Source organism: Pseudomonas sp. FH1 (genome assembly GCF_000510895.2).
Lineage (GTDB): Bacteria > Pseudomonadota > Gammaproteobacteria > Pseudomonadales > Pseudomonadaceae > Aquipseudomonas > Aquipseudomonas azotoformans_A.
This window is the reverse complement of record NZ_AOHM01000009.1, coordinates 23,344-37,108: the sequence shown is the minus strand read 5'-3', so window position 1 is coordinate 37,108 and position 13,765 is coordinate 23,344. Positions and strand designations below refer to the sequence as shown.

At 60.4% G+C, this 13,765-nt stretch carries 11 protein-coding genes; 5 read left to right on the top strand and 6 right to left on the bottom strand.

Annotated features, from left to right (window positions below):
* The first annotated feature begins 7 nt into the window (after positions 1-7).
* Entirely contained in the window at positions 8-259 is a 252-nt protein-coding gene (locus tag H096_RS04630; RefSeq protein ID WP_017139475.1) for a YfhL family 4Fe-4S dicluster ferredoxin, read from the top strand.
* On the opposite strand, the gene mutM is transcribed toward H096_RS04630, so the two are convergent.
* The gene (mutM, locus tag H096_RS04625; protein WP_016976014.1) at positions 256-1,068 is read right to left on the bottom strand and encodes a bifunctional DNA-formamidopyrimidine glycosylase/DNA-(apurinic or apyrimidinic site) lyase; all 813 of its coding nucleotides are present in this window, start codon (positions 1,066-1,068) and stop codon (positions 256-258) included. The two genes, H096_RS04630 and mutM, sit on opposite strands and share 4 nt — an antisense overlap.
* Positions 1,069-1,089: 21 nt before the next feature.
* Positions 1,090-1,902, bottom strand: coding sequence for an HDOD domain-containing protein (locus tag H096_RS04620; RefSeq protein ID WP_177002757.1), 813 nt, complete (start codon positions 1,900-1,902; stop codon positions 1,090-1,092).
* A gap of 187 nt (positions 1,903-2,089) precedes the next feature.
* Between H096_RS04620 and H096_RS04615 the strand changes: the two genes are divergently transcribed.
* The 4 genes from H096_RS04615 (at position 2,090) to H096_RS04600 (ending at position 8,203) form a co-directional block, all read left to right on the top strand.
* A complete protein-coding gene (locus tag H096_RS04615; protein WP_033897037.1) occupies positions 2,090-3,286 on the top strand; it encodes a class I SAM-dependent rRNA methyltransferase in 1,197 nt (398 codons plus the stop codon).
* 125 nt (positions 3,287-3,411) lie between these two features.
* Positions 3,412-4,602: an MFS transporter gene (locus tag H096_RS04610; protein WP_033897036.1), complete on the top strand. Its 1,191-nt coding sequence runs from the start codon at positions 3,412-3,414 to the stop codon at positions 4,600-4,602.
* 228 nt (positions 4,603-4,830) lie between these two features.
* Complete coding sequence (gene ilvD / locus H096_RS04605; protein WP_016976011.1) at positions 4,831-6,672, top strand: dihydroxy-acid dehydratase; 1,842 nt, start codon at positions 4,831-4,833, stop codon at positions 6,670-6,672.
* A gap of 121 nt (positions 6,673-6,793) precedes the next feature.
* The gene (locus H096_RS04600) at positions 6,794-8,203 is read left to right on the top strand and encodes a surface-adhesin E family protein (RefSeq protein ID WP_033897035.1); all 1,410 of its coding nucleotides are present in this window, start codon (positions 6,794-6,796) and stop codon (positions 8,201-8,203) included.
* Positions 8,204-8,224: 21 nt separating this feature from the next.
* On the opposite strand, the gene H096_RS04595 is transcribed toward H096_RS04600, so the two are convergent.
* The 4 genes from H096_RS04595 to H096_RS04580 all read right to left on the bottom strand — a co-directional run bounded on the left by H096_RS04595 (position 8,225) and on the right by H096_RS04580 (position 13,578).
* Positions 8,225-10,684 (bottom strand): TonB-dependent siderophore receptor, encoded by a 2,460-nt coding sequence (locus tag H096_RS04595; RefSeq protein ID WP_033897034.1) that lies wholly within the window; start codon positions 10,682-10,684, stop codon positions 8,225-8,227.
* Positions 10,685-10,816: 132 nt separating this feature from the next.
* Complete coding sequence (locus H096_RS04590) at positions 10,817-11,764, bottom strand: FecR family protein (RefSeq protein WP_033897032.1); 948 nt, start codon at positions 11,762-11,764, stop codon at positions 10,817-10,819.
* Positions 11,761-12,294 carry an RNA polymerase sigma factor gene (locus H096_RS04585; protein WP_033897031.1) on the bottom strand — a complete coding sequence of 178 codons (534 nt, stop codon included), beginning with the start codon at positions 12,292-12,294 and terminating at the stop codon, positions 11,761-11,763. The genes H096_RS04590 and H096_RS04585 overlap by 4 nt, the downstream gene beginning before the upstream one ends.
* A 219-nt stretch (positions 12,295-12,513) precedes the next feature.
* Positions 12,514-13,578, bottom strand: coding sequence for a hypothetical protein (locus H096_RS04580; protein WP_033897030.1), 1,065 nt, complete (start codon positions 13,576-13,578; stop codon positions 12,514-12,516).
* Between the last annotated feature and the right edge of the window lie 187 nt (positions 13,579-13,765).

Here is a 13,765-nt window from a genome sequence, read left to right as displayed (position 1 = left end):
AGTTTCCATGTCCCTGATCATCACCGACGATTGCATCAACTGCGACGTCTGCGAACCCGAGTGCCCGAACGCTGCGATTTCCCAGGGCGAAGAGATCTACGTGATCGACCCCAACCTGTGCACCCAGTGTGTCGGCCACTACGACGAGCCTCAGTGCCAGCAAGTGTGCCCGGTGGATTGCATCCCGCTGGATGAAGCCCATCCGGAGACGGAAGAACAGTTGATGGCCAAGTACCGGTTGATTACCGGTAAAGCCTAAGACTGGCACTTGGGGCAAAACACGCTCGCGCGTTGCCCCAGCACCACATTGCGCAACTCGCTCCCGCAGACCTTGCACGCCTCGCCTCCCCGGCCATAGACAAACAGTTCCTGCTGGAAATACCCCGGCTGCCCGTCGCCGCCGATAAAGTCGCGCAGCGTGGTGCCGCCGCGCTCGATGGCAGCCGCCAGCACGCGCTTGATCTCGATTGCCAGCTTCAAGTAACGCGCCCGCGAAATGCCGCCCGCCTCACGACGCGGGTCGATCCCCGCCGCAAACAGCGCTTCGGTCGCGTAGATATTGCCCACGCCCACCACCACCGCGTTGTCCATGATGAACGGCTTCACCGCCATCGAACGGCCACGGGACAATTGGAACAACCGCTCGCCATCAAACAGATCCGTCAACGGCTCCGGCCCCAGGCGGATCAGCAGCTCGTGGTTGTGCGGGTCCTGGCTCCAGAGCATCGCGCCGAAACGCCGAGGGTCGGTGTAACGCAGCGCCAGCCCCGACTCCAACTCGATGTCCACATGCTCATGCTTGGCCGCCGGCATGCCGACTTCCACCAGGCGCAGGTTGCCTGACATGCCCAAGTGGCTGATCAAAGTGCCCACTTCGGCATTGATCAGCAGGTACTTGGCCCGCCGCTCCACCAGCACGATGCGCTGCCCGGACAGGCGCACATCGAGGTCTTCCGGGATCGGCCAGCGCAGGCGCCGTTCACGCACGACTACGCGGCTGACCCGCTGGCCTTCCAGGTGTGGCGCGATGCCGCGTCGGGTGGTTTCGACTTCGGGTAACTCGGGCATGTGTACCTCTTGAAGAAAGGGTCAGTGGGCGCCCAGCTCGCGGATCGACAACTTCATGCTTTCGAAGTCGTAGTCCGACAGGCCCACGTAGTCCAGCACCAGATGGCCGATGGCATTCCACTCATGGTCCACCGCCTGGTTGCCCAGCACGCGATAGGACGAGCAGATGTGCTCGGCCATCTTCAGGATCGCCAGCAGGTTTTTCAGCTGTGAATTGCGCGACGACTCATCGCTGAACACCGCCAAGGCGTTGTGGTGGTTGGCGATGGCGTCGGTCACGTGCTCCGGCAAGCGCCAGGACTTGGCGGTGTAGTAACCGACCACGGCGTGGTTGGTGTTGAACGCGTTGTTCTCGGTGTCGACCACGCGGCAGTCGGGGCCGGCATTGGCATACGCTTGCTCCAGTACCGACATGTAGTTGGGGAAACGCTTGAGCATCAGCGGCACGCCGCAATCGTGGAACAGGCCCAGGGCATAAGCCTCGTCCACCGCCTGGGCGCCGGTGCGCTTGGCCAGGGTCAGGCAGGTCATCGCCACATCCTGGGCGGTATCCCAGAAGCGGTTGAGGGTGACGATGGTGTCGTCGCTCATTTCGCCCTTGATCGACAGCGCGTTGATCAGGTTGATGATCGAACGGCTGCCCAGCAGGTTCACCGCGCGCTGGATCGAGGCGATCTTGTTGCTCAGGCCGAAATACGACGAGTTGACGATCTTCAGCAACGCGCCGGATAAGCCTGGGTCCTGGGCGATCAGCCGGGCGATCACTTCCAGGTCCGGATCGGGCATGTACTGCTCCATCTGCAAATCCACCATGATTTGCGGTTGGGGCGGCACGCTGATGCCTTGCAGGGCCTGTTGAATCTGTTCGGCGGAAAGCTCTTGGGACATAAGTACACACTCTGGGCTAGGCGAGGATTCTAACCCTTATCCGCCGTATGCCGACACCTTCCCGCACATCCGGCTACCCGGCCATTTCCTACACAACAGGGTATACTCCCGCTCTTTTTTCCGGAGCGACGTCATGTCCCTGCCAAGCCTGCGTCTCAAAGCCAACGCCGATCGTCGTTTGCGCAACGGCCACCTGTGGGTCTACAGCAACGAAATCGACGTGGCCGCCACCCCACTCCACGGCTTCCAGGCAGGCGACCAGGCTATCCTGGAAGCGGCCGGCGGCAAGACCCTGGGCATCGTGGCCATGAGCCCGAACAACCTGATCTGCGCCCGCCTGCTGTCGCGCGACATCAAGCTGCCGTTGGACAAGTCGCTGCTGGTGCACCGCCTGAACGTCGCCCTGTCCCTGCGTGATCGCCTGTTCGACAAGCCGTTCTACCGCCTGGTCTACGGCGATTCCGACCTGTTGCCAGGCCTGGTGGTCGACCGTTTCGGCGACATCCTCGTGGTACAGATCGCTTCGGCGACCATGGAAGCCCATAAAGAAGACGTGATCGCCGCGCTGACCCAAGTGCTCAAGCCGAGCGGCATTCTGTTCAAGAACGACTCCGCCGCGCGCGACGCAGAAGGGCTCAACCGCTACGTCGAAACCGTGTTCGGCCTGGTGCCGGAGTGGGTTGCGCTGGAAGAAAACGGTGTGAAATTCGAAGCCCCGGTGATCCAGGGCCAGAAGACCGGCTGGTTCTACGACCACCGCATGAACCGCGCACGCCTGGCCCCGTATGCCAAAGGCAAGCGCGTACTCGACCTGTACAGCTACATCGGCGGCTGGGGCGTGCAAGCTGCGGCCTTCGGCGCCAGTGAAGTGTTCTGCGTCGACGCCTCCGCCTTCGCCCTCGACGGCGTGGAGCGCAACGCCGCGCTGAACGGCTTTGCCGAGAAGATGACCTGCATCGAAGGCGACGTGTTCGAAGCCTTGAAAGAACTGAAAGCCAGCGAAGAGCGCTTCGACGTGATCGTTGCCGACCCACCGGCCTTCATCAAGCGCAAAAAAGACATGAAGAACGGCGAAGGCGCCTACCGCCGCCTGAACGAGCAAGCCATGCGCCTGCTCAGCAAGGACGGCATCCTGGTCAGCGCATCGTGCTCCATGCACTTGCCGGAAGACAGCCTGCAAAACATCCTGCTGACCAGCGCCCGTCACCTCGACCGCAATATCCAGATGCTGGAGCGCGGTGGCCAGGGTCCCGATCATCCGGTTCACCCCGCGATCGACGAGACGCGTTACATCAAGAGCATTACGTGCCGGTTGCTGCCGAATAGCTGATGCCGTTGGCCTGTAGGCGCTTTAGGGCTCCTACAGGCTTTTATGAAAGTTCGTACCGCTCCAGTCTTTGACTTTCCCTTACATAAACTTGATCCTCGACCGCCTCACGGAATCGAGGCCCGCCCATGTCGACGGCAATCACGCACGCTGAAAAACCCTTCATTGTTTTCTGGCTGATGACCATGACCCTGCTGGGCGTCTTCCCGCTTGACGTCGTGCTGCCTTCCTTTCCCGCCCTGGCGGAACACTTCTCCACCTCGACCACCCAGATCGCCCGCTCAGTCAGCCTGTTCGCCATTGGCTTTTCCTGCTCCATGCTGTTGATCGGCCCGCTGTCCGACCGGATCGGCCGCAAGAAGCTGCTATTGACCAGCATGGCCGTTGCTATCATTGGCGCGGCCGGGTGCCTGGCGGCCAGCAACACACCGCAATTTCTGTTCTTCCGTGTTATCCAGGCCATGGGCTGCGGCGGTTTCATATTGTCCCAAGCACTGGTGCAAGACCTGTTCTTCGGCAGAGAACAGGAGCGGTTGCGGATCGCAATGGTCACGGCCGGAGGCATCTTCATATCGATTTCCCCGCTGCTGGGCGCGTGGCTGCAACTGCACTGGGGATGGCAAGCCAGCTTCTATGTGTTTATCGCGCTGTGTGCCGCAACCTTGATCATGGCGCATCGGCTGCTCCACGGCGGCTTGCCTCAAGCAGCACCGAGCCACCAGAGCCTGCTCAAGGCCTACGCCAAGGTCTTCGCCAACCGCCACTTCGCCAGCTATGCCACGATCTCGGCCATTACGTTTGCCTGCCATTTCTCGTTCATCGTGGTGTCACCGCTGATTTTCATGGACCAATTGCAGCTGTCGCCCCATGAGTACTCCCTGACCTTGCTCCTCTACGGCGCCGCTTACGTAATGGGCGGAATCTGTGCAGGTTTCCTGCACAAACGGCTACCGGCTGCGGCCCAGATGGCCATCGGGCTGGTGCTGATCGCAATCTCTGGCGGGGTCATGTTGTTCCTGGCCTATCAGTTCGGCTTATCAATACCGACCGTGCTGGTGCCCATGCTGCTCTGCACGGCGGGCACCACCATCACCCGGCCCATCTCTAACTCTAAGGCCATGAGCTTGTTTCCAGACAATGCAGGTACGGCGGCATCAGCCGTTGCAGCGGTGCTGTTCATTGCCGGTGGCCTTATCAGTGCCTTCATCAGCACCTTTACCCACCACCTGAGCACTGCGCTGGGTCTGTGCTTTCTGATCCTGAGCATCGTCGCCCTGGTCTTGAACGCATGGGCGCGGCGCCACCCGCACGTCCCGTAGCCGCTATCTTCACGGTTTCGGCCATTCCCTCCAGCCGCCAGCGGTGTAGAATCGGCCTTATTCATCGCCAGTCATCCCCCGGCGGGTTTATGAGCTCGAGGCCCAAGCAAGCGGCGATCCCGCGACGCGAGTGGCAACTTCCGGACACACGGCCATTTTTCGGGTGTTCCTGACGTCAATTAGAAGCTCACTCCCCTTTGATACCGATTAGCCGCCCGGAGTGCTCCAATGCCTGATTACCGCTCGAAAACATCCACCCACGGCCGCAACATGGCCGGCGCGCGCGCACTGTGGCGTGCCACGGGGATGAAAGATGACGACTTCAAGAAGCCGATCATCGCGATTGCCAACTCGTTCACCCAATTCGTACCGGGCCACGTCCACCTCAAGGACCTGGGCCAACTGGTCGCCCGCGAGATCGAACGCGCCGGCGGTGTCGCCAAGGAATTCAACACCATCGCCGTGGATGACGGCATCGCCATGGGCCATGACGGCATGCTGTATTCCCTGCCGAGCCGCGAGATCATCGCCGACTCCGTGGAATACATGGTCAACGCCCACTGCGCCGACGCCATCGTCTGCATCTCCAACTGCGACAAGATCACGCCTGGCATGCTGATGGCGTCCCTGCGCCTGAACATCCCGGTGATCTTCGTGTCCGGCGGCCCGATGGAAGCCGGCAAGACCAAGCTCGCCTCCCACGGCCTGGACCTGGTCGACGCCATGGTCATCGCCGCCGATTCCAGCGCTTCTGACGAGAAGGTCGCGGAATACGAGCGCAGCGCCTGCCCAACCTGTGGTTCGTGCTCCGGCATGTTCACCGCCAACTCGATGAACTGCCTGGTGGAAGCCCTGGGCCTGGCCTTGCCGGGCAACGGTTCCACCCTCGCCACCCACAGCGACCGTGAACAACTGTTCCTGCAGGCCGGCCGTACCATCGTCGAGCTGTGCAAGCGCTACTACCACGACAACGATGAGTCGGTGTTGCCGCGCAACATCGCCAACTTCAAGGCGTTCGAAAACGCCATGACCCTGGACATCGCCATGGGCGGTTCCACCAACACCATCCTGCACTTGCTGGCCGCGGCCCAGGAAGCCGAGATCGATTTCGACCTACGCGACATCGACCGTCTGTCCCGCCACGTGCCGCAGCTGTGCAAAGTCGCGCCGAACATCCAGAAGTACCACATGGAAGACGTGCACCGCGCCGGCGGGATCTTCTCGATCCTCGGCTCGCTGGCCCGTGGCGGCCTGCTGCACACCGACCTGCCGACCGTGCACAGCAAATCCATCGCCGAAGGCATCGCCAAGTGGGACATCACCCAGACGGACGACGAAGCCGTGCACACCTTCTTCAAGGCAGGCCCGGCCGGTATCCCGACGCAAACCGCGTTCAGCCAGTCGACCCGTTGGGACACCCTGGACGACGACCGTGAAAACGGCTGCATCCGCAGTGTCGAGCACGCCTACTCCCAAGAAGGCGGCCTGGCCGTGCTGTACGGCAACATCGCCCTCGACGGCTGCGTGGTGAAAACCGCCGGTGTGGATGAGTCCATCCACGTCTTCGAAGGTCGCGCCAAGATCTACGAAAGCCAGGACAGCTCGGTTCGCGGCATCCTCGCCGACGAAGTGAAAGAAGGCGACATCGTGATCATCCGCTACGAAGGCCCGAAAGGCGGCCCAGGTATGCAGGAGATGCTGTACCCGACGTCCTACCTGAAATCCAAAGGCCTGGGCAAAGCCTGTGCCTTGCTGACCGACGGCCGTTTCTCCGGCGGCACCTCGGGCCTGTCCATCGGCCACGCTTCGCCAGAAGCCGCTGCCGGCGGCGCGATTGGCCTGGTGCAGGATGGCGACAAGGTGCTGATCGACATTCCGAACCGTTCGATCAACCTGTTGATCAGCGATGAAGAACTGGCGGCACGCCGGGTCGAGCAGGACAAGAAAGGCTGGAAGCCAGTGGAGAAGCGTCCGCGCAAAGTGACGACCGCGTTGAAGGCTTATGCCCTGCTGGCCACCAGTGCCGACAAGGGTGCTGTGCGCAACAAGGCGATGCTTGACGGTCTGTAAGCTGCGCTCATAAAAATGCCCCGCCAAGTGCGGGGCATTTTTTTGCCTGGCGTTCTGACGCTGTAGTTTTTCATACGCCAGCCGATAACAGGCGCAACTATTTCTCAAGGAACTTACCCGCATGGATGCCCGCTCTACCGCTCTACACCCGGCTGCATGGGCGCTTTCCCTATTGGCGTTGGCCGGTTGCAGCTCGCTGCAAAAGCCTCAGGTGGACCCAGGCCTGGCACTCTTCAACGAAGCCATGACACTGCCGGCGCTCGACTACACCATCCTGCGCAACGGCGACAGAGTCGCGTACTCCGTCGATTTGCAGCAAAACCCGATCTCTGTGCAGTTCGACGCCTATTGCACACAAGGCCCTGGAAGGATGTTCTACCCCACGCGCTCGGGCCTGCGGGCATTTACTCCCTCACCGGCAACAGGCGTCGACCTGCCGACGGTACAGGCCCACCAACTGCAGCAAAGCGCTCAATTGCAGAGCGTATGCAAGGCACGCCCCGTCCCCGACTGGCGGGTGCTGCAAGCCTCTGTCGATCAGAGTTGGCTGCTGATCGACCGTAACAGCGTGCAGCGCCAAGGCAGTCAGATATCCGTCTGGGCCGCCCAGGATTACCTGCACTATCAGGTCGCCAAGAATGCATCGTTGTTCACTCAACGGCAGGAGCGGCTGAGGCTGGATTGCACACAACGCACCATTACGTTGATGAGCCAGTTCAACCTTGATGAAACGCGCCAGATGATCAACGGCGAAATCCGTCGACAATTCAAGCCGCAAGCCTTGGATCAAGCTTCCGGCGAACATGCCCAGCTCTTCAAGGCTCTATGCCAGGCGCCGGTGGAGCTGGCCCATTTACCCGCTTTCAAGGCGCGCCAGCCATTGCCACCCGTTGCCAGCGCAACCAATGCCAACCCGGCCGTGCTGGCGGCCATCCGAGCGCTCGGCCTGCCTGCGCCAACCCGCACCCTGAGCGAGCTGGCGTATGACTATGACGCCGTGCTCTTCAACAACACCCGAGTGGGCGACCAGACCAAACAGGCATTTATCAGTGTCGACAACGCATCCGGCCAGACGCTGGTACAAACGCGCGACTCGGCACTCGGTTTTAACCAGGAGCTGACCTTCCAAGGCCTGTTTGATCTGGACAGCCAAGGTCTCGACCGCAAAACCGGCAGTGACAAGGTGAAGACCCGTCTCTTGGTTGGCCTGAGCTTTCAAGGCGATTGGCGTAACTTGCCCCTCGCCAGTGAGGTGAGCTACACCCAGACATGGTCAAAATCCATCAACCCCGATGGCAGTCCTTCGCCAGAGACCAGTGAACCAAGAACCGTGACCTGCAAGGTCGCTCGGGAAATCCCGGCTGCCAACCTGACCCCGGACCTGAAGGGGCAAGCCAAGGTACTCGACTGCGTTCAGATGAAAGGTTGGACTTATCAGGCAGCCTACCTGAGCGACTATGGGCTGTTCATCAAATTGCGTGAGAACGCGTTGGTTGCGCAATGGAACTGGCATCTGAAATCAATCAAGTGAGCCCTGTATAGGAGCCGGGTTCTAGAACTGCGGCTTGTACGTCACACTGAACATCATGTTTCGCGGGTCGCCGAAGTAGTTGTTGCCCACCAACTGGCTGTAGGACGGGATGTAGTAACGCTTGTCCAAGAGGTTGTTGAAGTTCACCGCCAGGGTGACTTCATCACTGGCGTCGTAGGCGACTCGGGAATTGAAAATCGCAAAGCCGGCCTGGCCAAAGTTACGGTCAAAGCTGGTGGTCGCCGTTTGTGCATTAACCCCTGCACCCAGGCTGACGCGGCTTAAGTCCCCCGGCAGTTTGTAATCGCCCCAAATCCGCAGCATGTGCTTGGGCACCGCCGTACTGAAGACCTTGCCTTTGAGTTCGGTGTCTTTCAAAAACACCGTTGTGTTGTAGGTATAACTGCTGCTGACCTGCAAACCTGGCGCCAATTGGCCGCTGACCTCCGCCTCAAGCCCTTGGCTGCGCACCTTGCCCGAGGCGGTGGAGCAGTACCAGCCACTGCAGGCGTTTGGGCCATCAATATCGGTGCTGAAGTCGGTAACGGCACGGTTTTCGTGGATATAGCGGAACATCGCAAGGGATGTATTGAGGCGTCCATCCATCAACTCACCCTTGATACCCACCTCGTAGTTGCGTCCCTCGATGGGCGGCAATCCCGTCTTTTGCTGGGTCAGTTGGGTCTGCGGGATAAACACCTCGGCGTAGCTGCCATACACCGACCATTGGTCGTCCAGCGCATACACCAAGCCCGCAAAGGGAGTGACCTTGCCATTGCTCTTGACCGAGTTTTTCTCACCGCCCTCTTCGTACTGACGGGCGTAGTAGTTGTCCTGATCGAAGGCAAAGTCATACCAACTGGTGCGGGCGCCGAGGATCAAGGTCAGGGGCTCCGTCAGGTTGACCCGCCAGGTGCCGTAAAGTCCTTTTTGAGTGATGTCGTAGGTACTCAAGGCCAGGTTGGCGCGGTCGGCAATGCTGTTATAAGTCGGCTGAGGGCGGTGATGGTCGATGGCACCGATGTCCGCTCCTGGCGTGAATGCACGGGCATAACCATCATCAGTGTTGTACTTGGAATAGTTGGCGCCCACTACCAGGCTCTGCTTGAACGACAGGGCTTCAAAGTCGCCGCTGACGTAGGCATCGATACCACGGTTCTTGCCGTAGAAGTCCGTGGAATAGTCGGCGTACCTGCCGCTTTGGGTACTTCCCACCGGCACCGCACCGACAATGAATTGGTATGTCGCCTCGTTGGATTCATTCATTGCCAGCGCCGAGGCCTTGAACTTCCACTGATCGTTAAAGCGATGCTCAAGGTCCAGATACACCGCCGTCTGATCATTGAACGAACGGTTCCAGCTCGCACCGGTATAGGTCGAACGCGATACATCCAGCGCGCTCCCATCGGTGTGACGCGGCAAGGCAATCAAGTACGGCCGCCCATGGCTCTTCTTGTTGCTGAATCCGACGCCCAGGGTCGTGTCATCGTCCAAGTCAAAGTCCAGCGCGCCGTAGACGGTCTGTTCCCAGTTCCACACGTAGTCGGTGAAGGAGTGGCCTTTCTCATAGTTGACCACTGCCCGACCACGGATCGTCCCGGCCTCGTTCAATGGGCCGCCGACATCCGCCTGGGAGGCATAACGGTCCCAACTGCCAGCCTTGGCACTCAAGGTCACCGTAGGCACGGCCTGTGGGCGTTTGCGCACCAGGTTCACGGCACCACCTGGGCTGTTGGCGCCTTGCAACAGGCCGGCGGCGCCGCGCAGGACTTCCATGCGGTCGTAGATCACCATGTTCTCGGTGATGTAGCTGCCCAGCGCATACACGTTGCGGGGGACTGGCACACCGTCGTATTGCAGCGATTCAATCTCAAAGCCGCGCGCAAACATAAACATCCCAGGGCCCGGCGACTTGACCGACGCCATGCCCGGCACAGCTTCAATCGCTTGAGTCAGGGTGGAGATGTTCTGGTCATCCATGGCTTTGCGGGTCAGCACACTGACGGACTGCGGGATGTCCTTGAGCTTTTGCGTACCCTTGCCGATGGTCACCGCACCAGTGGTGTAGGAACCGCTGCCTTCGGTGGTCGTCCCCAGGTGCTCAGCGCTGATGGTGGTGGCACCGACTTCAAGGGCGCCGCCTGTGTCTACACGTTTTTCCAGGGTAACGGTGTCGGCATTGATAAACGCTGCACTCAACCCCGTGCCGCCCAGCAGTTGGCCCAAGGCTTCACGTTGCCCCAGGCTGCCCTTCACGCCCGGTGACACCACCCCCTGGGTCAACTCCCCCGATACCAACACCTGCACCCGTGTCACTGCTGAAAACGCCGCCAGCGCACCGTCCAGGCTTTGCCCCGGAATATCAAAACGATAGGTCTGGGTCTGGGTGGTCTCGGCGGCCTGCAAATACAGCGGCGCAGTGCCGCAGGCCATGGAAATGGCCAGTGCCAGCAAGGGCTGTGCGGCGTATCGGTGTGCCATGGATGGTGCTCCCCGGTGCAAAAAAGTCTGTGATCGGCGCCGCACTACTTGAGAGTGCTTACTATTTGCGCCTCAGTGATCAAGGACGATGGGTTGCGGGGAAACCCTGAAACTATTTTGAAAAAGTTGTCGTCAGGACGCTTTGCCTTCGCGCAACACCAGCAAATACGGGGTGTAGTGCTCGGCTTGCAGGTTGAGGGTGTATTCCAGCGCCTTGATCACGGCGTCGGGTTTGTCGATCTCGAACACGCCGGACACCACGCGATTGCGCAGCGCATCGCCCAGCACCAGGGTCTTGCCGGGCCAGTAGCGATTCAACTCGCTGACCACTTCCGACAGTGGCTGCTGGCGGAACACCAGTTGCCGTTGGCGCCAGGCGAAACCGCTGGCCGGGTCGAAACCGTGGACCTCGGCAAGGCGATGGTCCTGATATTCCACCGCCCGGCCCGGCTCCAGATAGACCGGATCACCACTGCCCGCACTGACCTGCACTTTGCCCTGCGCCACCTGCACCCGCGTCTGCGCATCGCGCCGCGCCACACTGAATTGGGTGCCGATCACCTTCACCCAGCCATCGCCGGACTGCACCACGAAAGGTCGTGCCGGGTCCTTAGTCACGCTGAAAAACCCTTCACCACGCAGCAGACGAATCTGACGTTCACCGCCGCTCATGCGCACTTGAATCGCGCTGTCAGTGTTGAGTTGCAACTGGGAGCCATCGGCCAGTTCGACGGTGCGCGACTCGCCGGTGCGGGTGGCGTAGTCCGCGCGCAGGCGGTCGAGCCAGGGGGTGTTCTGTACGGTCAGCCCCACCGTCAGCAGCACGGCGGCCGCACAGGCCCAGCGTCGCACCGGCTTGCGCCAGGCCGCCTGTTCGGCACGGCGGATCACCCGTGCTGGCTCACGCAAACCGCCGAGCATGGCCTGCACTTCCTGCCAGGCGTCATCTTGAGGCTGGCCCTGTCCGAGCCAGGCGGCAAAGGCGTCCATTTCGGCTGCCGTGACATCTTCGGCCTGTAGGCGGAAATACCAGCCGGAGGCTTCTTCGAACAGCTCGTCGGCAGGGTGTGTAGCAGTCATGACCGACGTCCTTGTGTGTCGCTGGTGAGCCGCGTCTTGATGTAGGCGCGGCATTCAATCAAGGCGCGACGCAATTGGTATTCCACACTGCGCGGGGTGATCGACAGGCGTTCGCCAATCTCGCGGTAGGAAAGTTCGTCGACATGATAGAGCAGGAAGATCTGCCGAGTCGCCTCGGGCAACGCCAGGATAGCATCCTGCATCAGTTGCTCCTGCTGATAGGCGGCCAACTGCTCATCGGCACCTGGGTTGGTGCACGGCAGTTCTTCACTGGGTTCACCGGCATCCAGGCGCTCGCGGCGGATGGCCTGGCGTTGGTGATCACGCACCAGGTTGCTGGCGATGGTAAAGAGGAACGCGGGGAGGTTGTCGATCTTCTCGCCGGAGTCCAGGCGGGCCAGGCGCAGGAACGATTCCTGAGTCAGGTCGGCGGCCACCTGAGCGCTGCCGGTGCGGCGGGTGACGAAGGCTTCGAGGGCTTTCTTCTGCTCCGCGAACAGGCGCGCGATCTGCGAATTCCAGGAGGACACAGCACTACCTTGAGAAGAACGGAGGGTTCAGGAAGTGCGCACGCTAGCAGAGGATGAGATTGGTTCGCAATTGATATCTATTTTTTACTGTGGGTTATGCGGTGTTTTTGAGGCCGTCTTCGCGAGCAAGCCCGCTCCCACAGTGACCGAGTTCTAACATAAGAATGCGGTCAAAAAAATGTGGGAGCGGGCTTGCTCGCGAATACAGGCGACTCGGTATTACTGGATCTCGTCAGGCTTGACGATCACCCAGTTCTTGTCCGCCGTCACCGGCAACCCTTCCTTGGCCTGCGCCGCCGCATGCTTGGCGATCATGCCGTTCAGTTGGGTCATGTATTTGTCCTTGCGGTTGATCCACAAATGCACGCCGCCCTTGGCCACGTCCACATCATGGAACAGCATGTAGCCATCGCTGCTGGGCGTGTCACCGCCGACGATCACCGGCTTTTTCCATTCGTCGATGTAGGTGAGGATCGCCGCGTGTTTGCCAGCCATCCAGGTTGCCGGGGTCCACAGGTACGGGGTGAGTTCCAGGCCGAGGTTGGCCTTTTCGTCATATTTGCCGGCAGCGATCTGCTTGCGTGCGGTGGTCAACTCGCCGGTGGTGCGGTCTTTGAGCAGGGTGGTCACGCCGATGACGTTCTCGGGCTTGACGTTGTAGCCGTACTTCGGATCAGCAGCGACCATGCGCACCAACTCTTCCGAGGCGGCGGTCATCACGTACACCTCGATGCCGTTCTCCATCAGCTTGTTGTATAGCTCCTGTTGGCCGGTGAAGACCTTGGGCGGCTGGACTTCGGAGGTTTTCACCGCACCCCCTTCGAAGTAGCTGACCGGCACCGGCTTGCCGGAAGCCATCAGCTCATCCACCTGCACCTTGAGTTCCTTGAGGGTGAAGCCCGAGAACACTTGGGCAACCCACGGGTAGCAGACCATGTCGTCCACTTCGCACAGGCGATAGTAGTAACTGAACAGGCTCTCTTTATGGTCGGCGCTGTCTTTGAAAGGCATCAGTTTGAGCGAAGGGTCGAGGCTGTCACGGGTGATCAGGCCCTTGTTTTCCATGTAGGGCAGCAGGGATTCTTCGAGGTCGTAGCGGTAGCTGGTGTTGTCCATGTCGAACACCGCGAAGTTACCCTTGTTGGCGTTGGCGGCGATCATGTCGTTCAGTTGCTTGGCAGCAGGCGCTGGCCAATGCTTCAACTCGGTGGCGGCCATGGCTTGGCCGGCAAGGCCCAGGCCCATGCAAAGCGCAGCGGCAAACAGTCTCGAAGCGAGCTTCATATGCGTTTTCTCCCTGAGTGAAAGACACCGACGCTAACAAATCTGTGTGACGGTAAACACCCGAGCACGACCGCTTACGTCGTGATCGCGCCAATGCCGTGTGCCTGAGCGCCAAAGGCTTATTCCAAAAACGACAGTCACCATTCCATCTTGTTATTAATTCATTAGATATCAAGCTGTTAGGCTT

Coding starts and splice junctions, on each gene's coding strand:
- H096_RS04630 (WP_017139475.1), top strand. CDS start 8: ATGTCCCTGATCATCACCGACGATTGCATCAACTGCGACGTCTGCGAA.
- mutM (WP_016976014.1), bottom strand. CDS start 1,068: ATGCCCGAGTTACCCGAAGTCGAAACCACCCGACGCGGCATCGCGCCA.
- H096_RS04615 (WP_033897037.1), top strand. CDS start 2,090: ATGTCCCTGCCAAGCCTGCGTCTCAAAGCCAACGCCGATCGTCGTTTG.
- H096_RS04610 (WP_033897036.1), top strand. CDS start 3,412: ATGTCGACGGCAATCACGCACGCTGAAAAACCCTTCATTGTTTTCTGG.
- ilvD (WP_016976011.1), top strand. CDS start 4,831: ATGCCTGATTACCGCTCGAAAACATCCACCCACGGCCGCAACATGGCC.
- H096_RS04600 (WP_033897035.1), top strand. CDS start 6,794: ATGGATGCCCGCTCTACCGCTCTACACCCGGCTGCATGGGCGCTTTCC.
- H096_RS04595 (WP_033897034.1), bottom strand. CDS start 10,684: ATGGCACACCGATACGCCGCACAGCCCTTGCTGGCACTGGCCATTTCC.
- H096_RS04590 (WP_033897032.1), bottom strand. CDS start 11,764: ATGACTGCTACACACCCTGCCGACGAGCTGTTCGAAGAAGCCTCCGGC.
- H096_RS04580 (WP_033897030.1), bottom strand. CDS start 13,578: ATGAAGCTCGCTTCGAGACTGTTTGCCGCTGCGCTTTGCATGGGCCTG.